This window comes from Eubacterium sp. AF22-8LB, from assembly GCF_003458715.1.
Lineage (GTDB): Bacteria > Bacillota_I > Bacilli_A > Erysipelotrichales > Erysipelotrichaceae > Holdemanella.
On record NZ_QRVI01000009.1, the window covers coordinates 45,746 to 67,470 of the forward strand.

Sequence of the window (21,725 nt, forward strand, 5' to 3'; positions counted from 1 at the left end):
TCAAAAATATAGGGAGTGTGAAAAATGGACTCGGATTTATGGATACAAATCCTAGAATTAATTGTTTTATTAGCTTTATCTGGCTTCTTTTCTTCAGCTGAAACATCAATGGTTTCAGTAAGTAAAATTCGCTTAAGAACATTAGAAGAAGAAGGCAATAAAAAAGCTGCATTGGCTTTAAAAATATTGGAGAATCAATCAAAAATGCTAAGTGCAATTTTGATTGGAAATAACCTAGTTAATACATCAGCGGCCAGTATTGCTTCTTTAATAGCCTATTCCTTTGGTGGAGCTGCTGTTAGTATTGCTACTTTTATCATTACTTTTTTAATTTTGGTTTTTGGAGAAATTACACCTAAAACATGGGCAACAATCAATGCGGATAAACTCGCCATTACATATGCACCAATTATATCTTTATTGATGAAATTGTTGACACCTGTTATATGGTTTGTAAACTTATTTAGTTCAGCTATTTTAAAATTGATGGGTATACAGGATCCTAATAAAAACATATCTATGACTGAAAGTGAGCTACGTACAATTGTAGATGTTTCCCACGAAGAAGGTGTCATCGAAGAAGATGAAAAAGATATGATCAATAAAGTGTTTGATTTGGGGGATGCCAAAGCAAAGGAAGTCATGGTTCCTCGTGTACACGTTGTGATGGCGGAGGAAAATTGCACATATAAGGATTTATTGGCGATATTTAGAGAAGAAAAGTTTACGCGTATTCCAATCTATAAAGAAAAAATCGATAATATAGTTGGAATTGTGAATATGAAAGACTTATTGATGTACGATGATTTTTCACAGTTTGACATAAAAAAAATACTCCGTAAACCAAAATTCACATATGAAAATAAAAAAGTGTCTGAATTGTTGATGGAAATGAAAGAATCTACATTTAACCTAGCAATTGTAATGGATGAATATGGAGAGTTTTCCGGAATTGTAACATTGGAAGATATCATTGAAGAAATTGTTGGTGATGTTCAAGATGAATATGATGCGCATGAAGAAGAAAATATTGTAAAACTAAATAATCAGACATATGATGTGAAAGGTTATTTAAGTTTACATGATCTAAATGATTATTTGGATTTAGACTTAGACAGTGAAGATTTTGATTCAATTGGAGGATTGGTAATTGATACATTAGGACGTTTGCCACAGACAAATGATGAAACGATATTGCCAAATGGAATTCGTATTAAAGTCTTAAAAGTAGAAAAAAATCGTATTGAATCCGTAAGATTAATTTTACCAGATACATTAAAAGAAAAGGATGTTTAACTATAAGGGTAACCAAAATCATTTAGGGTTTTAGCGTAAACAATTGGGGCCTAGTTTGGGGTCTGTAAGATTCGTTAAAATTTTAAAATAAAAAGAGATGTAAATCTGTATGTTGGTACATGCAGAAGTGCATCTCTTTTTTAGTTGTGTTTTTCTTACTATGATTATTTGATTATGGTTATATTTTTTGAGTTATTTCTTTTTGTTGTATGGTCCGCGTTTTTTTCCTTTGTTCTTTTTTATCTCATTATTTGATTTAGGAATGCCTCTAACACTTGGATTGTCTCTTGTAGCCCAGAGAATACGATTGCGTGTATAATTAAAATCAGAGAATCCTCTAGATTCTCGTTTAAGATCTTTTGGCTTCCTGTTGAAAGATTCCATAGGTCCATTGGAAAGACGTGCATAGTATTCTTGTTCTGTTCGTGCACTCTTTCTATAGACCTTTACTTTAATAAAGGAATTAACGATTGGTTCTTTGTATTTTATAAGAAACAAGGCAAAATCACTAAATATCGACTGATCTGAATATTTGTATTTGTTGATCAAAGTATTTAAATTGGTCAATACATCCAATTCGCTTTCATATTCCTGGTTGTTGAATTCAATATAATCTTCTTTTAAATCGCGAAGCTTTTCAAAATTTGAATCTAGTTCCAGGAACATTTTTTCAATAGTGAATGTATCTACATTCATACCAAGCATTTTATGATAATATCTCTTTGTAGAATAATTGATCTCATCACGGTTTTTAAGGATGACCCATTTATAATTTTGTAGCAGGATTACTTCTTTAGAAGGCTTTATAGACTTATCATCACGGTTCGTATCGTGATTTTTTTCTTTTAGCCTTTGTTCGTCTCTTTTCTTGTATTTCTTCATTACTTTGTAGATATAAGCATTCATTTGAGAAATGATAACTTTAACCACATGAAAAGAGTCGAGGATTGTGATCGCATTAGGAAAAAACTCTTCAGGCATAGTAAGGTAGGCCTTGTAAGCATCTGATATAACACCTTTGACATTTAATCTTTCCTTAAGTGGGATGGATAGGAAGTAACTTTCAAGAGTAGAATGCCAGCGATTGTGGATGATATCAATGATTTGTCCTGTAGAAAAATCCATAATGACAAATGCATATTTTTCAGTGTTACTGATATCCAGATATACTTCATCTATTGATATGTATTCAGGCAAAGGAAGTCTGGGAAGATCTACGTAACGCTTAAATATCAGACGTGCAGTTGAATCAGAAATATTGAATTGAGCAGCAATCTCAGCTGTTGATTTAGTAAGAGTCTTGAATGCATTAAGAATCAAATATGGAGTGATATTTGAAGAATGCGAGTATTTATCCAAAAACGGGAAGGAATCATTCTCCGTATGACCACATTCCTTACACACCCATCTACGTTGTCGTACTATCAAGTAAGTATCCATTGAATCTTGGGAGATAGGATGATTTACTTTTCGAACATATATACCCTTGGAATGCATACGAGACTGACACATAGGACAAAGAGTAGGTTTCAAGTTTTTCTCAATATAAACAAATTTATCAGAACCAATGATTTCAATTTTAGTAACAGTATAAGTGCCATCATCGGCTAGATTAAGAAGAGCCAGATAATTAGAATTTTGATTAGTGTTGTGTTCCATAATAATGTTTACCTCCTGAACAACAAAGAAAAACACAACATAAACATTATAGGTGATAACTCACTCTGATAAATCTAGAAAGCTTTTAGAGTCGGTTATAAATAGCTCTGAACGAATATAAATAAACAACTGAGAAATAATAAATAAAAAGTGAACAATCTATGGTGAAAAGAGAAAAGAAAAAGGGTCAATTTATAGACCCCAAAAGTCACCCCTAAAATTGACCCCAAATTAGACCCCAAAAATAATGACCCCAATTAAAATTGGTTACCCGAACAGGCTAAAAAATAGTCTGTTCTTTTAAATTGTCTAAAAGATTTGTTGATGAAATGATTTTAGTGTATATGTATGTTAAAATGAAGCTCTAAAAAGGAGTGCTGAGTTATTAAACAAAACCAAACACCTCGTATTACAAATTTATGTATGATGACAATTGCAGGAATTGATTATATTATGTATGACACCTGTGAAATTGTATGATAGTGGCATTTCTGGAACATCCATGTCACTTGAACAGATTACACCATCTTTATTTATCCTTGTCGTTCTTCTTATTGATTTTAAATATTCCTTTATTTTTGATTGGACTCAAAAAATAAGGAAAGCAGTTTATACTCTATGCCATATATACCGTATTAATCTATTTTTTATTCGCATGGTTGATTATGGATGTTTTACCCATTGATGTAAGTATTGCTTCACCGCTAGCGGGTACTTCTTTACTTCTTTGTGCACTATTTGGTAGTATGATTTCAGGCATTGGAAGTGGTTTAGCCATTCGTTTTGGTGGTGCTATGGATGTTATTGAAGTCATGGCTGTGATATTTTCAAAACGCATTGGAATTACAGTAGGAACCTTTGTGATGATCTATAATGTGATTTTATACATGTTTTGTGGAATCGTACTAAATAGCTGGGTATTACCACTTTATTCGGTAGTTGCTTATTCAGCGGCATTAAAGACAATTAATTTTGTTGTTGAAGGTATTGATCGTGAAAAATGTGCTATGATTGTTACAGAATATCCTAAAGAAATATGTGAAACGTTTGCAAGTGGCGTTACTAGAGTTGATGGCACGTGTGGATATTCAAAACGACGAAATCTATTGTGTATTTTGTAGTCAATCGCTATCAGGTAAACCGCATGAAAGAAAGAGTGCATGAAATCGATTCTGGGGCTTATATTATTATGAGTGAAGTTGCAGATATCTTTTCAAATAATATAGATAAAGCATAAGAAAAGTGGGGGAATTAAATTTCCTCCACTTGTTTTGTCCATAGATTTCTTGATGCATCACTTGGCATTCTCCAATCACCTCTAGGTGAGAAACAAATAGATCCAACCTTAACACCATCTGGCATACAGTTTCTTTTGAATTGTTGCGTAAAGAAACGATTATAGAATGTTGAGATGGCCTTTTTTATTGTTTCTTTTTCTACATCTTTGAATGCAACACAAGCTAAATCATAGATTTTCTTTGGTTCATCATGATATCTTAACATTTGATATAAGAAGAAATCATGAAGATCATAAGATCCTAATACCTCTTCTGTTTTTTGTGCAATTTTGCCATTTTTATCAGGTGGTAAAAGCTCCGGTGATACAGGTGTGTCACAAATATCCATCAATACATCATGTAGTACTTCATCTTTTAGTGCAACACTTTCAACGATATAGCGAACTAATGTTTTAGGAACACTCGCATTTACGGCATACATGCTCATGTGATCCCCATTGTATGTGCACCAACCTAATGCGAGTTCACTCAAATCTCCGGTACCCACAACAATTGCATTGTAGGCATTGCTTAAGTCCATAAGAATTTGTGTTCTTTCACGAGCCTGTGAGTTTTCATACGTAATATTATGAATCTCAGGATTATGGTGAATATCTTTAAAATGCTGATTTACACCATCCACAATTGAAATTTCTTCACTAGAAACATGTAATAGATCCATTAAGATTTGTGCATTGGATTTTGTACGTTTTGTCGTTCCAAAGCCTGGCATTGTGATCGCATGAATTCCTTTAGCGTCATAGTTGTTGATTTTAAAGGCTTCATGACATACAAGTAAAGCAAGAGTCGAATCCAATCCACCACTAATTCCAATTACAACATCTTGACAATGAATTTTTGAAAGGCGGGTTGCCAATCCTTGTGCTTGAATATGTAAGATTTCTAAGCAGCGGGCAATACGTTCTTCTTGATTGTTTGGTACAAATGGATAGGCATCAATAAATCGATTGAATTCAATTTCATCAATTGGTTTTGATGCGAATTCTACAGTTGTATAGTTTACATGGAAAATATCTTGCATACTTGTCTTATAGTGTAGACGATCATGGTTTAAATGGTCTAAATCAATTTGACCATAAATGATTTTATCTGTTTTTGTTTCACTTAAAATAGCTCCATTTTCACAAATTAAATTGTGTCCAGAGAAAACTAAATCACTAGAACTTTCTGTAGGACCAGCACTGGCATATACATAGCCTGCATAACATTTAGCACTTTGATCTTTGACTAGATTTTTTCTATAGTTGGCCTTTGAAATGATTTCATTCGAAGCACTTAAATTACACAATACATTAGCTCCAGCCAGAGCATGGGTTGAACTTACTGGAATGGTTACCCAAAGATCTTCACAAATTTCAATGCCTAAGGTAGCTGATGTAGTTGTATCTTTAAATACAATGTGATTCGATACAGGAACTTTTTTATCTTTAAATGTAAATGTAGTATCTTCTTTAAGTTCATTTGCGCTTGAAAACCATCTTGTCTCATAGAATTCATTATAGCTAGGAATATATGTTTTAACTTGAATACCTAAAATATCATGATTGAAGCAGATGGCAGCACAGTTATAAAGCTTATTATCAATTTCTAAAGGTAAGCCTAAAACTGTAACTAGGTTTTCGGGTAGTTCTTCTACAATTTCAAATAGGACTTGTTTTGTCTTGTTCAATAAGCTGTGTTCATAAAATAGATCCTGACATGTATAACCGGTAATACATAGTTCTGGAAATACTACAAGTTGTGTATCTTTATCTAATTCTTGGATGCATTTTAAAATTTCTTCTTTATTAGCCTGTGGATCTCCAATATAAACTTCAGGAGTGCAGGCAGCCGTTTTATAATATGAATAACGATGCATGTTCATACCTCATTTCCAAAGAAGATTATACCAAAAAAAGACGTCCTTTTTAAGGACGTCTTTGATTAATGTTCACTTAAATCGTGAAGACGATCTCCGTATGCAGATTCATCTGCATCTTTCTTATCGTTTTCAGTAGCGTATTTTTTAACCAATGCGCTTGATTTATTGATTGGCTGCAAAGTACCTGCACCGGCAACACATCCACCAGGACATGCCATACCTTCAAGTAGGTATCCATTTAATCTTCCGGCTTTAGCCATCATTAACATTGTCTTACAGTTCTTTAATCCTTCAGCAGCCTGAACCTTAACCTCGGTTCCAGGATGTTGTTTTAGAATTAAATCTTTAACGGCTTTGGCAACACCACCACTTACTGCAAATCCACGACCAGCATTTGTTCCTTCTGTCATTGGATCTGAAGTTGTGATTTGATCTAATTGAATACCTTTCGCATTAAACATACCCATAACTTCTTCAAAAGTTAATACGAAGTCAATATCACTACGTACGGATTTACGGCTAGCCTCTAATTTTTTAGCTGCACAAGGACCGATGAATACGACTTTTGCGTTTGGTTTTTCTTTTTTGATTAAACGACCTGTCAATACCATTGGAGTAAGTGCCATTGAAATGTATGGTGCAAAGTCAGGGAAGTTTTTCTTCGCCATAACTGACCATGCTGGGCAGCAGCTAGTAGCCATGAATGGTTGTTTTTCTGGAACTTTATCTAAGAAGTCTTCAGCTTCTTCGATTGTACATAAGTCAGCACCAATCGCAACTTCAACAACATCCGCAAAACCAACGGCTTTCAATGCATCTTTTACCTTATCTGGAGTTACAGTTGGACCAAATTGACCAACGAAAGCAGGCGCAATGGCTGCAATTACTTCATAACCTTCTTTCATGGCATAAATTGTTTGGAAAATTTGTCCTTTATCAACAATAGCACCAAATGGACAGTTAACTAGACACATTCCACAGCTTACACATTTATCGTAATCGATTTCTGCTTTTCCATCTTCATCTGATTTGATTGCGTCCATTCCACAGCTTGCAGCACAAGGACGTTCTAATTTTGTGATTGCGTGATATGGACATGCATCCATACAACGTCCACATTTAATACATTTTTCTTGGTCAATGCAGCTTTTTCCATTCACAATATGGATAGCGTCTTTTGGACACACTTCTGTACATTGGTGAGATAAACATCCCTGACAAGCATTTGTTACGAAAACTTTCTTTTCTGGACAAGCGTTACATGCGAATTTAATAATATTGATAAGAGGGTCATCATAATATTTTTTCGCAATTGTACTTTCTTCAATACCATCTGAAACATTTGTGTATTCAGTGATGTCACGAACAGGCAATCCCATTCCTAAACGTAATCTTTCACCTACAATTGCACGTTCCAAGAATATGCTTTCACGATATTTAGCTTTTGTACCTGGTAAAATTTCGTATGGGATTTCTTCCATACGTTTAGAATAATCTGTATTGTCATCGTATGCCATTGAAGCGATGGCAGTAAAGACCTGACGACGAAGGTCAGTTACCGAGTTATAAATTCCTCTCATATTTCCTCCTAATTCTTTTCCTCAACATAGACTCAATAACATTATATAGTAAAAAGAGTCTTTGTGAAAGTTTTAATTAGTATAAAATGTTATTATTTTTTTCTAATAGTGATATAATACCGAGCGGGGTGAATTGTTTGAAGAAAATTGTATGGGACTGGAATGGAACTTTGTTGGATGATGTTGATTTATGTTTCTCTTGTATCAATCGACTTTTAGTCAATCATGATTTAAAACCATTAGATACATTAGATCAATATCGCGAAGTATTTACTTTTCCAATTGAAGATTATTATAGGACAGTAGGTTTTGATTTTGATCAAATTCCTTTTTCCATATTAGCTCACGAATATATGGAAGATTATCAAGAAAAAAGCTATGCCTGTAATTTGCATGCAGACGTGTTAAGTGTTGTCGCAAAGGCAAAAGAATTAGGCTTTTCGCAAACTGTATTATCTGCCAGCAAAATGGATTATCTTCTAAAGCAAATGGAAACCTTACATGTAAATGGGTTGTTTGATTCCATTTATGGAATTAATGATATTTACGCAAAAAGTAAGGTGGAGCTTGCACATGCGTTTAAACAAACTTGTAGCCTGGATGATGAAATTTATTTTGTAGGAGATAGCGTTCATGACTTCGAAGTCGCAAAAAGTATTGATGCCAAATGTATCTTGGTCACAACGGGGCATCAAAATCGTAAGACTTTAGAAAGTGTTAATGTACCTGTTATGGACAGTTTAACAGAAAGTTTGGATTTAATTTATGAAAGAGATTAAGATCAATTCGAATGATGCCAATCAGAGATTAGATAAATTTTTGATGAAGACATTTCCTAAATTAACTAAATCAATGATGTATAAGGCGATTCGAAATAAAAAAATCAAGGTGAATCGCAAGCGCTGTATATTTGATCAAAAAATTCAGGAGAACGATATTATTTTGTTGTTTTTACCACCGGATGTTTTAGAAGAAAAAAGCGTTGAAAAAGAATATATATCCTCTGAATTGGATGTTGTTTATGAAGATGAAAATATCTTGATTGTAAATAAACCCTATGGCTTATTGTCGCAAAGTGATCAAAGTCAAAATCAAGACTGTTTAGTCAATCGCATACAGGCATACTTAATGGAAAAGAATGAATATGATCCAAGAAAAGAACATTCTTTTGCTCCTAGTATCTGTCATAGACTGGATCGAAATACAACTGGTTTAGTCATAGCTGCAAAAAATGCGAATGCCTTAAGAAAAGTAAATGAAGCAATCGCGAATCGCAGTATTCAAAAAATGTATAGAGCATATGTGTCTGGGACTTTTAAACAAAAAGATTTTAGTATGTGCTATTACTTGCGAAAAGAAAACACGATTGCGAAGGTAAGCGATAGAAAAAGGGAAGGCTATCAAAAGGCATTAATGGATGTGCATGTTGAAACAGATGATGGCGAGAATTCAATATGTACAATTACACTTCATACAGGAAGATTTCATCAAATTCGTGCTCTAATGGGGCATATAGAGCATCCTTTGTTGGGTGACGTCAAATATGGATATCGTGGAAAGAAGAAATCGATAAAATTGATGGCGTATCGATTGGAGTTTCATGATATAGATTTGCCACTTCAACAAATGGAGTTTGAAATTCCTAGAGCATAGTGGGAGGACATGGATATGCAAGAATATCGATATTTATTGGATATTGCTTTAATTTTATTAATGACAAAAGCCTTTGGACTTTTTTCTCGTCGTTTACGTATGCCATCTGTAGTAGGTGCATTGATTGCAGGTATTGTTTTAGGGCCTGCAGTATTAAATATAGTTGAGCCAAGCAAATTGATTGAATCTTTATCAGAGATTGGTGTTATTGTGTTGATGTTTGCGGCTGGTCTAGAGACAAGTATTACAGATTTAAAAAAAGCCGGATTTAAAGCATTTATTATTGCAACATTGGGCGTTTTAGTTCCGTTAGCAGTAGGTTATGTAGTAGGAGGATTCTATAATGTGGGTCCTGATGCATGGTTACATAATTTATTCTTAGGTGTTATTTTAACGGCAACAAGTGTAGGTATTACAGTAGAAACATTAAAAGAAATGGGATGTATGTCTACGGAAAGTGGAAATGCGATTTTAGCTGCAGCCGTTATTGATGATGTTTTAGGTATTGTTTGTTTGACATTGGTAACAGGTATGGCCGATAGTTCTGTCAATATTGGTGTTGTCATGTTTAAAATTTTATTATTCTTTGTGTTTGCGGTTGTTGTTGGTGTTATTTTACACAAACTATTTTCATGGTGGTTTGAACATGATTCACGTGGCGGACTACAGAGATATTCAATCGTATCTTTTGCGTTCGCATTGATTATGGCATTCTGTTCAGAAGCCTTCTTTGGCGTTGCTGATATTACAGGTAGCTTTGTGGCCGGATTGATTTTATCTGGTACAAAACAATGTGCTTATGTCACAAAACGTACTTCAACATTGTCTTATATGTTGATTACACCTGTATTTTTTGCGAGCATTGGATTGAAGCTTTCGCCAATCGTATGGAGTGCAAAACTAGTTGAATTAGTTATTGTATTATGTGTGATTGCTGTGTTGACAAAAATCATTGGTTGTGGATTGGGTGCTATTATTTGTAAATATACACCAACACAGGCTATCCGTATCGGTTGTGGTATGATTAGTCGTGGTGAAGTTGCCTTGATTGTCGCAAATAAGGGAATGGCACTTGGCATTTTACCAGAAGTGTTTGTTACACCGGTTTTATTGTGTGTCGTATTTACTACGGTTATTACGCCGATTTTATTGAAGATTGTATATAAAAAGAAATCAAATGATGCAGATTTTGTAGAAATTGCAAATTGTTAATAATGTTTTCACATAGAGTCTTTATACTATAATGTATGAAGACTCTTTTTTTAATGCTTATCATTACATTTTTAATCAAACCATTTCAACTATCGACTATTTATATAGTTTTATTTTTGTATTTCCTTGCCAAAAAAGATTATGAGACGATGTATATAGAAAGATATTGGATTTTTCCATCCGTTGGACTATTGATATTTGGATATAGCTATGTACCTATGTTTAATCGAATTTGTACATGTTTATTTTTCTTAATAGTAAGTGGAACTATAAAGTTTATAAAACCAAACTGGATTGGAAGTGCGGATGTATGCTTTTTAGCTTTTTTTGGCTTTTATTTGGGTGTTGAACGGATGCTCATAGCTCTGTATATTAGTGTGTTTTTGGGTTTTCTATGGATTTTATATAGAAAAAAGCATATCCTTCCATATTTGTCATGTCTTTCCATTGGAGTATGGATTGCCTATATGAAGGGATATACCTTATTTTATTTTCTTATGAATCTGTTTTCTTGAGGACATGTGATATCTATATCATTAAATTGAATATGATGACTTTGAAGAAGTAGTCCTGTGTTATCGATTTTTTTTCCGCCATATAAAGTATCGTTCAAGATGGGATGCTTCAAGGAAGCACATTGAACACGGATTTGATGTTTTCTACCCGTTAGAATTGTGACTTGAATTAATGAACAATCCTTATAATTTTTAAGTGTATTAAAGATTGAAATACTTTCTTTGCCATTGGGATGTATAATCATTTTTTTGGCATTGTGACGATCTCTTGCGATATAAGAAACGATTTTCTTATTTTTGTAGTTTGTCTTTCCATCAACAAGAGCAATATATTCCTTTTTAATTGTATGGTTTTGCATATTGTTGTCACAATAAGCTTGAAAAAATGGGTGCTTACAAAATAAAACCAAGCCACTAGTTTCATAATCAATACGATGAATTGCTTGAGCTGGATATTTGTTGCCATGTAATTGTAAATAACCATTGATTCGAGCCTGCAAAGTATCTTGGTTGTTTCCATCATCGTGTACTAATAAGAAGGGAGGTTTAAAGGCAACAATTAAAAAGCTATTTTCGTATAAGATTTTTACGGGTTCATAATTGATTTCAACATTGTTTTCGGGATAGTTAAAATAAATCGTCTTTTTATTTTCATCGATCTTCAAATATTTTTTGTGCGCTTTTGAAATAAAAAAAGTCTCAAAAATTTCTTGAGAAGTTGTCTTATAGCGCATGTAGTTTTCGTTTAATTCTTTTATGAGCATATCAATAGAATATTTTAATGATGCGTGTCATAATGTCAATAGAAGAACAGGAGGAAACTGTATGAAAATCTTTAAAAATTTAGAAACTGGTAGCGTTGTTGAAGGATTGTTGATGGATGTAGTTCCTAGTGGGTATCGTGAGTTAAAAGCAGGTGAAGTGGATGCAGCACTTGAAAAGCATGTTCCCCAAGTAAGCGTAGAAGATAATAAGCTTAAAGTTGTAGTGGGAAGTGTGGAGCATCCTATGTTAGAAGCTCACTATATCACAAATATCTGGGTGGAATATGCGGATGGAACTGTGGATCGTGCAGGTTTAGTGCCAGGTATGAAACCAGAATATGTTTTTGATCCAAAAGGACGAACTGGCAAGGTGACTGTATATGAGTATTGTAACTTGCATGGCTTGTGGAAAAATGAAATAGAATTGTAAGCATTTTGCAAAAAAATGTGTAAATAATGTGACAGATTGTTGAAATAAACAATCTGTTTTTTTATAATTAGAGTATGTATAAAGAAAAACTTAAAGAGTCATTTAGAGTATATGACGAAATTGTATTGAAGTGTTTTTGTGGAATATTTATAGGTGCGATTGTCGCAATTTGTGAAGTGATTTTTGGAAAAGGCTTAGAATGGATTTTAAATTTTAGAGAGCACATGGGATGTATCATGCTCATAGGACTTCCTTTTGCGGGACTTGCCATAGTGTTTTTATTTGATCACTGGGGTAAAATTTCAAGAAAAGGAATGGGTCTTGTCTTTGAAGTGGATCAAGGCAAAAGTGACTGGATTCCACTTCGTATGGCACCATTTATGGTTGCATCCACATGGATTACACACTTCTTTGGAGGTAGTGCCGGTAGAGAAGGTGTCGCTATGCAGATTGGTGCTACTGTTTCACACTATTTTGGAAAGTATTTTCGTTTTAAAAATAGTTCTGTAATATTTATGGTGGCAGGTATGGCAGCTGGTTTTGCAGGGCTATTTGGGACACCGATTACAGCTATATTTTTTGCGTTGGAAGTATTGGTAGCTGGAACTTTAAAATATCGTGCAATGTCTTGTGCTATTCCAGCAAGCTTTACAGCGGCATATGTTTCTGGGTTATTTGGCTTACATAAAAGCACTTTTGAAATTGGTGCTCTGTATATAATGGATACAGAATTATCGATTAAACTATTGGTGCTTGGTATCTTATTTGGATTAATTGGTGGATTGTTTGCGTATGTTTTAAAGCATACGAAAGCTTTTGTGACAAACAAAATCACAAATCCATATAAACGTATTTTTATGATGGGTATCGTTGTAGCGATTTTATTGTTTGTATTTGGACGATGTCGTTATTCTGGTGTGGGTGAAAATTTAATTGTTGGATCTTTTACATCTGAAAGAATATATGGATATGATTGGATTTTAAAGTTTGTGTTAACTATTTTAACGCTATCTGCAGGCTTTCAAGGTGGGGAGGTTACACCCTTATTTGCGATTGGATCCTCACTTGGGGTTATAATTGCGCCTGTATTTGGACTTGATCCATTATTTGTTGCTGCTTTGGGGTATGCGAGTGTATTTGGAGCTGCAACAAATACGTTTTTAGCTCCTATTGCGATTGGCATGGAGGTGTTTGGATATCAATATTTTCCATTCTTCTTTATTGTATGTGCAGTGTCATACATTATGAATCAAAATGAATCGATTTATGCTTTACAAAGACAAGTCAGAGAATGATTGTCTTTTTTTATACAGTTTTGAAAACGCATACAAATATTGGGAAATAAGTAGATTTTTATTCAAAAAGTGCTATACTTTAGTTATATAAAGAGTATTATTAGGAGGATGATTATGAAACAGAATAATATGCTCGCCATGATTTTAGCGGGGGGCCGTGGAACACGTCTTTTAGAGCTAACTAAAAAGAATGCGAAACCGGCTGTTTATTTCGGAGGAAAATATCGTATTATCGATTTCCCGCTAAGTAACTGTGCGAATTCAGATATCAATGTTGTAGGTGTTTTAACACAGTATGAATCTGTAGAATTAAATGCGTATGCTGGTGCTGGACAAAGATGGGGATTAGATGCACGTGGAAGTGGTGTTTATGTATTGCCACCTCGTGAAAAAGATGGAACTAAATTTGATGTTTATCAAGGAACAGCTGATGCCATTACACAAAACATTGACTTTATTGACAAATTTGATCCTGAATACGTTTTAATTCTTTCAGGTGACCACATCTATAAGATGGATTATGCTGACATGCTATCTTGCCATAAAGCGAACAATGCAGATTGTACAATTGCAGTACTTCCAGTTCCTATGAAGGAAGCAAGTCGTTTTGGTATTATGAATACTGACGAAGAAGGAAGAATCGTTGAATTTGAGGAAAAACCAGAACATCCAAAGAGCAACTTAGCTAGTATGGGTATCTATATCTTTAACTGGAAACAATTGCGTAAAGAATTGATTTCAGATATGACTGCAGAAGGTAGTCACCATGACTTTGGTAAAGATATCATTCCTAATTTCTTAAATGCAGATAAACGTTTATATGCATATAAATTTGAAGGCTATTGGAAAGATGTTGGAACAATCGATTCATTGTGGGAAGCTAATATGGACTTGTTGAACAAAAATAACGAGTTGAAGTTAGATGATCCAAATTGGAAGATTTATACAGAAGATATTCCTACTTTGCCACACTATGTAGGTCCAACTGGAAAGGCTGAACACTGCTACATCAACCAAGGTGCAATCATCCGTGGTGAAGCAGTAGATTCAGTATTATTCAATAATGTTGAAATTGATGAAGATGCATATGTATCTCAAGCCGTATTAATGCCGAATGTTAAGGTTGGTAAAGGTGCAAAAGTCTATCGTGCTATCGTAGCAGATGGTGTGAAGATTGATGATGGTGCTGTTGTTGGTAGTCTAGACAGTGATGAAATCGTATTGGTTTCTAAGAGAGTAAAGAAGGGTGAATAATTATGTGTAACGCTTTAGGAATAATTACTTACAATGATTCTTCTGTATATGTAGAAGGTATGCAAAAATATCGTCCAATTGCTGGGTTCAGCTTTTTAGGACGTTATCGCTTAGTTGACTTTGCGATTTCAAATATGTCAAATTCAGGGATTGATGATATTCAAATTTATGTAAATGGAAATCCTCGTTCTTTGATTGACCATGTAGGTACTGGTCGTCACTATAATATCAACTCTAAACATGGACACTTGTCTTTAGTTCCTGTTTATACAGATGGAGCATCTTCACGTTTTACTACTGATATTTCTTGCTATGCAGAAAATATTCATGCAGTCATGGAAAATCACAATGACTATGTTGTGATTGCTCCTGTAAACATGCTTTATAAAGGAAATTATGAAGAATTGTTAAAACAACACATCGAAAGTGGTGCAGAAGTTTCAGTTTTATACCAGCATGTAGATAACGCAAAAGAGAATTACATTGGATGTGATGTACTACAAATGAATAAACAACGAGGTGTATTGAGTATTGATCAAAACTTAGGCAACTATAAATCTAGATATTTATCTTTACAAACTTACATCATGTCAAAAGAAATCTTTAAAGATTTAGTTGAAGAAGCTCAAGAAACTAGCTCAATGTATTGGTTTAAAGATATCTTAAATGATAAATGTGTAGACATGGATATTCGAGGATTGAACTATCGTGGACACATTTATGTTATCAATGATTTAAAATCATATTATGAAAGTAATATGCAATTCTTAACAGAAGAAAAAATGAAAGATATTGCTGATCCAGAATGGCCTGTATATACTCGTACAAGTGATTCAGCTCCAGCTATTTACTTGAATGGTGGTACAGCTACTGGATCATTGATTTCAAATGGTTGTGAAATTGATGGTGTAGTCAAGAATTCAATTGTTGGTCGTTCTTGCAAGATTGGAAAGAATGCTGTGATTGAAAATTGTATCATTATGCCAGATGTAATAGTTGGCGATAATGCACACTTGAAAAATGTGATTGTTGATAAACATTCAAGAATTATGAAGAAAAAAGAATTAGCAGGGTTAGAAGAACAACCTTTGTATATCGGTAGAAGGGAGAACGTTTAATGGCATCAATTTTGATGGTTGCTGGGGAAGGACTTCCATTTATAAAAACAGGTGGACTTGCGGATGTAATTGGATCTTTGCCAAAGGCACTTACAGAAAGAGGACATGAAGTAAAGGTTGTTATGCCTTTATACAAAAAGATTAGTGATAAATACTATAATGAACTTCACTTTGATTGTGAGTATTCTGTTTCAATCAATTATCATGAAGTTCCTGTACGTGTATTTTCAAAGGTGGTAGACGATGTATGTTTCTTCTTCATCCAACATCAAGGTTATTTTGAAAGAGATTCATTATACGGTTACCAGGATGATGGAGAGCGTTTTGGTTATTTCCAAAAGGCTGTTATTGAAATGTTGAACCAGTTGAATTACTGGCCAAACATCATCCATTGTCACGATTGGCATACAGGTATGATTCCTTGTATGGTTAAAGAAACACATGATGCAGATCCAAGATATCGTGCGATTCGCTTTGTGTATACAATTCATAACATGGCTTATCAAGGAAACTTTGGACCTGAAATGCTAGATAGTTGTCTAGGCTTACCATACTACTTATTAGATAATGGTAATGTACGCTTTGATGGTGGTATTTCATTTATGAAATCAGGTATTTTGTATGCTGATAAAGTCACAACTGTATCGCCAACATATGCACAAGAAATTTTATCGCCTCAATATGGTGAACATTTAGAAGCTGTATTGAATATGCGTAAATATGATTTGTGGGGTATTGTAAATGGTATTGATATTCAATTATGGAATCCTAGTACAGACCCTGAAATTCCTTATCACTTTGATAAGGTAAATATTGCAGTTCAAAAGAAGAAGGCTAAAATGGCTCTTCAAGAAGAATTGGGATTAGAGAAGAATCCAGATGTTATGATGGTTGGTGTTGTATCACGTTTAACTTGGCAAAAAGGATTCTATTTGTTGATGGAACAATTAGATGCATTATGTGCAGCTCCTATCCAGTTAGTTATTTTGGGTAGTGGTGAAAGTCAGATTGAAAACAAATTCCGTGAATTAGAAGATGGAAATAAAGGCAAGATTTGCTTCTATTATGGTTATAATGAAAGCTTGGCACATCGTATTTATGCAGCAAGTGATTTATTCTTGATGCCTAGTCTATTTGAACCATGTGGTATTTCACAATTGTGTTCAATGCGTTATGGCACTTTACCTCTTGTTCGTGAAACGGGTGGTTTAAAGGATACTGTAGATGCATACAACGAATATGAAAAATCTGGAAATGGATTTAGTTTTGAAAATTATGATTCAAACGAATTGATCCATACATTGTATTATGCATGTGACGTTTATTATAATCGTAAGGAAGATTGGGAAATGTTACAAAGAAATGCATTAAATACAGATGTGTCATGGCAACAAAGTGCAAAAACATACTCATTGTTGTATGACGAATTAGTGGACTAATGAGAGTTCTTGTTAGTGCATGTTTATTAGGGTATAACTGTAAGTATAATGGTAAAAACAATTTAAATTCAAAAATTGTTGAGCTTTTAAAAACTCATGAAGTAATTCCAGTATGTCCAGAAATGTTTGGAGGACTTTCTTGTCCTCGCATTCCTTGCGAAAAAGTAGGAGATAGAATTCTGGACAAAGAAGGAAATGATTGTACAAAACAGTTTATCAAAGGAGCTGAAGAGGCTCTTAATATAGCGAAGGAAAAACAAGTAGACTTTGCCATCTTGCAAAAAAGATCTCCTAGTTGTGGAAACTCTGTAATTTATGATGGGACTTTTAAAGGGAATCTCATAGCTGGAAATGGTGTATTTGCGCAAAAGTTACAAAGTTTAAATATTCCAATTATGGAAGCGGAATCAGAAAAATTCGTTTAGGTATTGTTTTCTTTCGTAAAATGTCATAAAATACATTTAGATTTGATTTAGGAGGATAATTATGAAACAAGTAACTGTAACTGTAGTAGATCCAGTAGGTCTTCACGCACGTCCAGCAACTGTAGCTGTTAACGCTGCTAGTAAATTTAAGAGTGAAATCAATGTAGCTTTCAAAGGACGCGAAGTAAACATGAAATCTATCATGGGAGTTATGTCTTTAGGAATTCCTACACAGTCAGAAATCACAATTAGCTGCTCAGGCGAAGATGAAGATGCTGCTGTAGCTGCAATCGAAGAAGTATTGCGTGCTCAAAAGATCATCGCTTAATTTAAAAGTCTCATAGTGATATGAGACTTTTTTGTTTTTAGAGAATTTAGAAGGAGAATGAATAATGTCTATTGTTGAAGAAAGATATTCTAAATGGTTAAATCATGAAAATTTAGCCCCTCAATATAAACCTGTTTTAGAAGCTATGAATGCAGAAGAAAAAAATGATGCATTCTATACTACAATTGAATTTGGTACAGCAGGTATGCGTGGTCTTTTGGGTCCAGGAACAAACCGTATCAACATTCACACAATCCGTAAAGCTACTCAAGGATATGCTAATTACATTAATGAAAATAATGGAGCAGAAGCTGGTATTGCGATTGGGTATGATAACCGTCACATGTCAAAAGAATTTGCATTTGATTGTGCTGATTTGTTAGCAAAAAACAATATTAAGTCTTATGTATTTGAATCATTAAGACCAACTCCAGAATTAAGCTTTGCGGTACGCCGCTTAAATTGCTTCGGTGGAATTATGATTACTGCCAGTCACAACCCAAAAGAATACAATGGTTACAAGTTGTATGATGATAAAGGATGTCAGTTGATTCCTTGCTTAGCAAGTCAAGTTATTGATAAAGTAAACGCAATTGAAGATGAATTGGCAATTGATGCAAATTGTACAGATGAACAAAAGAAATTAATTACAGTTATTGGTAAAGATGTTGATGAAGAATACTATAAAAACGTATTGAGTATTCAACTAAATCCTGAAGTTAAAAAAGATATTAAAATTGTATTCTCACCAGAACATGGTACAGCGAATATTCCGGTTCAGGAAGTTTATAAACGTGCTGGATATACTTGTATTCCAGTTGTTGAACAATGCAGTCCAGATCCAGATTTCTCAAATACACCTACACCTAACCCAGAACAAGCTGGTGCTTATGAATTGTCATTAAAATATGCTAAAGAAAATCAAGCAGATTTGATTCTAGTTTGTGACCCTGATGCTGACCGTATGGGAGTTGGTGTGTTACACAATGGAGAATATGTAGTATTAACTGGTAACCAATCAGGTTCAGTTGAAATTGAATATATTTGTTCGCAGCTACAAAAACAAGGTAAAATGCCAGAAAATCCTGTTATGTTCAATACAGTTGTAACAAGTGATTTAGGTGAAAAGGTTGCTTCTGATTATGGTGTTACAACAGAAAAAACATTAACTGGATTTAAGTTTATTGGTGAAAAAGTTGCTAAATACGAAAAAACACATGAAAAGAATTACGTATTTGGATATGAAGAAAGCTATGGTTCTTTAATTAAACCTTTCGTACGTGATAAAGATGCTCCTCAAGCTTGTTTAATGCTTGCTGAAGCTTGCGCATTCTATAAAGAACAAGGTAAAGATTTAGTTGATGTATTGGATAGTTTATATGATCGTCATGGTACATATGAAGAAAGTCAGGTTGCTTTATCTTTAGCAGGTGAAGCTGGTGCTAAACGTATTAAAGAAATTCTAGCTACATTAAGAAAAGATGCTCCAACTGAAATTGGTGGAACGAAGGTGGTTCGTAGCGAAGACTATAAAGAATGCACAATTAAAGAAGGTGACACAGTAACTGAACTTACTGGATTCACTAAATCTGATGTATTGAAATACTATCTAGAAGATGGAAGCTGGATTGCTGTTCGTCCTAGTGGTACAGAACCAAAATGTAAATTCTACTATTGCATCAAGGGTTCTTCAAAAGAAGATGCTCACAACAAAACGGTTCATTTCCAAAAAGCAATGGATGATTTGATTGCTGAATAGTAAATTAGGATGTCTTAGGACATCCTTTTAATTTGCTTACAAAAAAAGGATCTAGAATTAATTTTCTAGGTCCTTTAAAAATTGTTCTAAACGAATCATAGCTTCTTTAATATGGTCAATACTGTAAGCATAAGAAATACGAATATATCCTTCTCCACTATCGCCGAATGCATTTCCTGGAACGCAAGCTACTTTTTGTTCTTGCAGCAATCGTTCACAGAATGTTTCTGAATCTAAACCGGTCGATTGTATATTACAGAATACATAGAAAGTACCATGTGGCATATTTGTTTTCAGTCCCATGCGATTTAAGCGATTGACTAAAAAGTTTCTTCTTTTTAGATAATCATCTTTCATCATTAATACATCATCATAACCATTCTGTAAAGCTTCTAAAGCAGCATATTGGGACATAACTGGAGCAGACATAATAACATACTGGTGTATTTTGTTCATTACGGAAGATAGCTCTTTGTTTGCCATACAATAGCCTAGACGCCATCCTGTCATTGCAAAGGCTTTTGAAAAACCGTTTACGACAATAATTTGACTTTTGATTTCATCAAATTGAGCAAGTGATGCGAAGGGTTGATCAAAGCTAAGTTCGGCATAAATTTCGTCACTGATGACATAGATTCCAGACTCTTTAATAACATCCACAATTTTAGCGTAATCTTCCTTTGTCATAACACCACCCGTTGGATTGCTAGGATAGTTGATGATCATAGCTTTTGTTTTGGGTGTGATAACTTTCTTTAAGTCTTCTGGAAGAATCTTGAAGTCATTTTCTTCTTTTAATTGCAAAGGAACAACAACTCCATCGCTTAAAATAACACTAGGTGCATAGGCAACGTAATTAGGGTCTAGGACGATAACTTCGTCACCTGGATTTAATAAGGCACGCATACATAGGTCTATGGCTTCGCTGCCACCAATTGTGACAATAACTTCAGTTTCAGGATCAAAGACTTGATTGTAATGCTCTTTATGAAATTTACAAATTTCCTTACGAAGCTCAATCAATCCACGGTTAGCAGTATAATGCGTATGACCTGTACTCATAGAGTGAATCGCATTTTCGCAGATATGCCATGGTGTCGCAAAATCAGGCTCACCAACACCTAATGATATAACGCCTTCCATGGTACTGGCTAAATCAAAAAATTTTCGGATTCCACTTGGTTTAATGGATGTTGCTTTTGTAGATAAACATTTCATTATGGAGTCACAACCAATCTTGATTCTTTATCTTCAGGTTTGTCGATCATGACAATACCGCTTTGTTTATATTGCTTTAAAACAAATAGTGTTTTAGTTGAGCGAACATCTTCGACACATGCGATTTTATCGGATACAAAGCGAGCAACCTCAAACATAGTTTTTCCTTGTACTAGACAAAGAAAATCACAATCTCCACTTAATAGATACATTGTGTCTACTTCTGGATAGTTTGCGATAAGTGCCGCTGTTTTATCATAACCTCTATTTCTAGTTGGGGTACAGCTTACTTCAATGTACGCTAATACCTTCTGGTCTTTTAATGCTTTGTTGTAGTTGATGATCGTGTGATAACCACAAATAATCTTATCTTTTTCCAAAGATTGGATTTCAGATTTAATACTTGCTTCATCTTCATTTAAAATATCAGCTAAGTCTTGTGATGTAAGACGAGCATTATTTTCTAATAAGTCTAGGATTAAACTTTGGTTCATATTTTTACCTCCTTTAAAATATAATAGCATAATTAAGGTTATGTAAAAAGTATGAAAATGCTTGAGAATAGTGTGTAAATGGGCTAAAATATAGATGATTGTTGTTGTTAAAAGTTTTACTTGTTAG

21 protein-coding genes are annotated in these 21,725 nt (G+C 34.1%); 15 read left to right on the forward strand and 6 right to left on the reverse strand.

Annotated features, from left to right (window positions below; genetic code table 11):
• The first annotated feature begins 24 nt into the window (after window positions 1–24).
• The gene (locus tag DWY01_RS04965) at window positions 25–1,296 is read left to right on the forward strand and encodes an HlyC/CorC family transporter (RefSeq protein ID WP_117994101.1); all 1,272 of its coding nucleotides are present in this window, start codon (window positions 25–27) and stop codon (window positions 1,294–1,296) included.
• Window positions 1,297–1,488: 192 nt separating this feature from the next.
• Here DWY01_RS04965 and DWY01_RS04970 read toward each other — a convergent pair whose 3' ends face one another.
• The gene (locus DWY01_RS04970) at window positions 1,489–2,955 is read right to left on the reverse strand and encodes an ISL3 family transposase (RefSeq protein ID WP_117994105.1); all 1,467 of its coding nucleotides are present in this window, start codon (window positions 2,953–2,955) and stop codon (window positions 1,489–1,491) included.
• Window positions 2,956–3,614: 659 nt separating this feature from the next.
• Here DWY01_RS04970 and DWY01_RS11785 point away from each other — a divergent pair.
• Both DWY01_RS11785 and DWY01_RS11790 read left to right on the forward strand, forming a co-directional pair.
• Entirely contained in the window at window positions 3,615–4,076 is a 462-nt protein-coding gene (locus DWY01_RS11785; RefSeq protein WP_243001962.1) for a YitT family protein, read from the forward strand.
• 23 nt (window positions 4,077–4,099) lie between these two features.
• Complete coding sequence (locus DWY01_RS11790) at window positions 4,100–4,192, forward strand: hypothetical protein (RefSeq protein ID WP_243001963.1); 93 nt, start codon at window positions 4,100–4,102, stop codon at window positions 4,190–4,192.
• 14 nt (window positions 4,193–4,206) lie between these two features.
• Here the strand turns inward: DWY01_RS11790 and DWY01_RS04980 are convergent, their stop codons facing one another.
• Window positions 4,207–6,117, reverse strand: coding sequence for an NAD(+) synthase (locus DWY01_RS04980; RefSeq protein WP_243001964.1), 1,911 nt, complete (start codon window positions 6,115–6,117; stop codon window positions 4,207–4,209).
• 59 nt (window positions 6,118–6,176) lie between these two features.
• Complete coding sequence (locus DWY01_RS04985; protein WP_117994114.1) at window positions 6,177–7,694, reverse strand: 4Fe-4S dicluster domain-containing protein; 1,518 nt, start codon at window positions 7,692–7,694, stop codon at window positions 6,177–6,179.
• 137 nt (window positions 7,695–7,831) lie between these two features.
• On the opposite strand from DWY01_RS04985, the gene DWY01_RS04990 reads away from it, so the two are divergent.
• From DWY01_RS04990 to DWY01_RS11960, 4 genes are read left to right on the forward strand one after another with little or no spacing between them, the layout of a single operon-like run.
• Window positions 7,832–8,473 (forward strand): HAD family hydrolase, encoded by a 642-nt coding sequence (locus DWY01_RS04990; protein WP_158553655.1) that lies wholly within the window; start codon window positions 7,832–7,834, stop codon window positions 8,471–8,473.
• Window positions 8,460–9,347 carry an RluA family pseudouridine synthase gene (locus DWY01_RS04995; RefSeq protein ID WP_117994121.1) on the forward strand — a complete coding sequence of 296 codons (888 nt, stop codon included), beginning with the start codon at window positions 8,460–8,462 and terminating at the stop codon, window positions 9,345–9,347. Before DWY01_RS04990 ends, DWY01_RS04995 begins: the two co-directional genes overlap by 14 nt.
• A 15-nt stretch (window positions 9,348–9,362) precedes the next feature.
• A complete protein-coding gene (locus DWY01_RS05000; RefSeq protein ID WP_117994125.1) occupies window positions 9,363–10,559 on the forward strand; it encodes a cation:proton antiporter in 1,197 nt (398 codons plus the stop codon).
• A 53-nt stretch (window positions 10,560–10,612) separates the two neighbouring features.
• Window positions 10,613–11,074: a prepilin peptidase gene (locus tag DWY01_RS11960; protein WP_199519881.1), complete on the forward strand. Its 462-nt coding sequence runs from the start codon at window positions 10,613–10,615 to the stop codon at window positions 11,072–11,074.
• Here DWY01_RS11960 and DWY01_RS05010 read toward each other — a convergent pair.
• Window positions 11,047–11,808 carry an RluA family pseudouridine synthase gene (locus DWY01_RS05010; RefSeq protein ID WP_199519882.1) on the reverse strand — a complete coding sequence of 254 codons (762 nt, stop codon included), beginning with the start codon at window positions 11,806–11,808 and terminating at the stop codon, window positions 11,047–11,049. The two genes, DWY01_RS11960 and DWY01_RS05010, sit on opposite strands and share 28 nt — an antisense overlap.
• Window positions 11,809–11,899: 91 nt before the next feature.
• Between DWY01_RS05010 and DWY01_RS05015 the strand changes: the two genes are divergently transcribed.
• From DWY01_RS05015 to DWY01_RS05050, 8 genes are all read left to right on the forward strand, one after another.
• A complete protein-coding gene (locus DWY01_RS05015) occupies window positions 11,900–12,268 on the forward strand; it encodes a desulfoferrodoxin family protein (RefSeq protein ID WP_117994138.1) in 369 nt (122 codons plus the stop codon).
• A gap of 74 nt (window positions 12,269–12,342) precedes the next feature.
• Window positions 12,343–13,563 carry a chloride channel protein gene (locus DWY01_RS05020; RefSeq protein WP_117994143.1) on the forward strand — a complete coding sequence of 407 codons (1,221 nt, stop codon included), beginning with the start codon at window positions 12,343–12,345 and terminating at the stop codon, window positions 13,561–13,563.
• Window positions 13,564–13,677: 114 nt separating this feature from the next.
• Complete coding sequence (locus tag DWY01_RS05025; protein ID WP_117994147.1) at window positions 13,678–14,817, forward strand: glucose-1-phosphate adenylyltransferase; 1,140 nt, start codon at window positions 13,678–13,680, stop codon at window positions 14,815–14,817.
• Between the two features lie 2 nt (window positions 14,818–14,819).
• Window positions 14,820–15,935: a glucose-1-phosphate adenylyltransferase subunit GlgD gene (glgD, locus tag DWY01_RS05030; RefSeq protein ID WP_117994150.1), complete on the forward strand. Its 1,116-nt coding sequence runs from the start codon at window positions 14,820–14,822 to the stop codon at window positions 15,933–15,935.
• Window positions 15,935–17,374, forward strand: coding sequence for a glycogen synthase GlgA (glgA, locus tag DWY01_RS05035; protein WP_117994155.1), 1,440 nt, complete (start codon window positions 15,935–15,937; stop codon window positions 17,372–17,374). The genes glgD and glgA overlap by 1 nt, the downstream gene beginning before the upstream one ends.
• Window positions 17,374–17,799 carry a DUF523 domain-containing protein gene (locus DWY01_RS05040; RefSeq protein ID WP_117994158.1) on the forward strand — a complete coding sequence of 142 codons (426 nt, stop codon included), beginning with the start codon at window positions 17,374–17,376 and terminating at the stop codon, window positions 17,797–17,799. The genes glgA and DWY01_RS05040 overlap by 1 nt, the downstream gene beginning before the upstream one ends.
• 61 nt (window positions 17,800–17,860) lie before the next feature.
• A complete protein-coding gene (locus DWY01_RS05045) occupies window positions 17,861–18,127 on the forward strand; it encodes a phosphocarrier protein HPr (RefSeq protein ID WP_003866017.1) in 267 nt (88 codons plus the stop codon).
• 64 nt (window positions 18,128–18,191) lie between these two features.
• Window positions 18,192–19,886 carry a phospho-sugar mutase gene (locus DWY01_RS05050; RefSeq protein WP_243001965.1) on the forward strand — a complete coding sequence of 565 codons (1,695 nt, stop codon included), beginning with the start codon at window positions 18,192–18,194 and terminating at the stop codon, window positions 19,884–19,886.
• A 57-nt stretch (window positions 19,887–19,943) separates the two neighbouring features.
• Here DWY01_RS05050 and DWY01_RS05055 read toward each other — a convergent pair whose 3' ends face one another.
• Window positions 19,944–21,104 carry a pyridoxal phosphate-dependent aminotransferase gene (locus DWY01_RS05055; RefSeq protein WP_117994163.1) on the reverse strand — a complete coding sequence of 387 codons (1,161 nt, stop codon included), beginning with the start codon at window positions 21,102–21,104 and terminating at the stop codon, window positions 19,944–19,946.
• Window positions 21,104–21,598, reverse strand: coding sequence for an Lrp/AsnC family transcriptional regulator (locus DWY01_RS05060; RefSeq protein ID WP_117571884.1), 495 nt, complete (start codon window positions 21,596–21,598; stop codon window positions 21,104–21,106). The genes DWY01_RS05055 and DWY01_RS05060 overlap by 1 nt, the downstream gene beginning before the upstream one ends.
• Window positions 21,599–21,725 lie beyond the last annotated feature (127 nt).

Excerpts from the sequence above, each read along its gene's own strand:
- DWY01_RS04965 (WP_117994101.1), top strand. The coding sequence starts at position 25 with ATGGACTCGGATTTATGGATACAAATCCTAGAATTAATTGTTTTATTA.
- DWY01_RS04970 (WP_117994105.1), bottom strand. The coding sequence starts at position 2,955 with ATGGAACACAACACTAATCAAAATTCTAATTATCTGGCTCTTCTTAAT.
- DWY01_RS11790 (WP_243001963.1), top strand. The coding sequence starts at position 4,100 with ATGAAAGAAAGAGTGCATGAAATCGATTCTGGGGCTTATATTATTATG.
- DWY01_RS04980 (WP_243001964.1), bottom strand. The coding sequence starts at position 6,117 with ATGAACATGCATCGTTATTCATATTATAAAACGGCTGCCTGCACTCCT.
- DWY01_RS04985 (WP_117994114.1), bottom strand. The coding sequence starts at position 7,694 with ATGAGAGGAATTTATAACTCGGTAACTGACCTTCGTCGTCAGGTCTTT.
- DWY01_RS04995 (WP_117994121.1), top strand. The coding sequence starts at position 8,460 with ATGAAAGAGATTAAGATCAATTCGAATGATGCCAATCAGAGATTAGAT.
- DWY01_RS05000 (WP_117994125.1), top strand. The coding sequence starts at position 9,363 with ATGCAAGAATATCGATATTTATTGGATATTGCTTTAATTTTATTAATG.
- DWY01_RS11960 (WP_199519881.1), top strand. The coding sequence starts at position 10,613 with ATGCTTATCATTACATTTTTAATCAAACCATTTCAACTATCGACTATT.
- DWY01_RS05010 (WP_199519882.1), bottom strand. The coding sequence starts at position 11,808 with ATGCGCTATAAGACAACTTCTCAAGAAATTTTTGAGACTTTTTTTATT.
- DWY01_RS05015 (WP_117994138.1), top strand. The coding sequence starts at position 11,900 with ATGAAAATCTTTAAAAATTTAGAAACTGGTAGCGTTGTTGAAGGATTG.
- DWY01_RS05020 (WP_117994143.1), top strand. The coding sequence starts at position 12,343 with ATGTATAAAGAAAAACTTAAAGAGTCATTTAGAGTATATGACGAAATT.
- DWY01_RS05025 (WP_117994147.1), top strand. The coding sequence starts at position 13,678 with ATGAAACAGAATAATATGCTCGCCATGATTTTAGCGGGGGGCCGTGGA.
- glgD (WP_117994150.1), top strand. The coding sequence starts at position 14,820 with ATGTGTAACGCTTTAGGAATAATTACTTACAATGATTCTTCTGTATAT.
- glgA (WP_117994155.1), top strand. The coding sequence starts at position 15,935 with ATGGCATCAATTTTGATGGTTGCTGGGGAAGGACTTCCATTTATAAAA.
- DWY01_RS05040 (WP_117994158.1), top strand. The coding sequence starts at position 17,374 with ATGAGAGTTCTTGTTAGTGCATGTTTATTAGGGTATAACTGTAAGTAT.
- DWY01_RS05045 (WP_003866017.1), top strand. The coding sequence starts at position 17,861 with ATGAAACAAGTAACTGTAACTGTAGTAGATCCAGTAGGTCTTCACGCA.
- DWY01_RS05050 (WP_243001965.1), top strand. The coding sequence starts at position 18,192 with ATGTCTATTGTTGAAGAAAGATATTCTAAATGGTTAAATCATGAAAAT.
- DWY01_RS05055 (WP_117994163.1), bottom strand. The coding sequence starts at position 21,104 with ATGAAATGTTTATCTACAAAAGCAACATCCATTAAACCAAGTGGAATC.
- DWY01_RS05060 (WP_117571884.1), bottom strand. The coding sequence starts at position 21,598 with ATGAACCAAAGTTTAATCCTAGACTTATTAGAAAATAATGCTCGTCTT.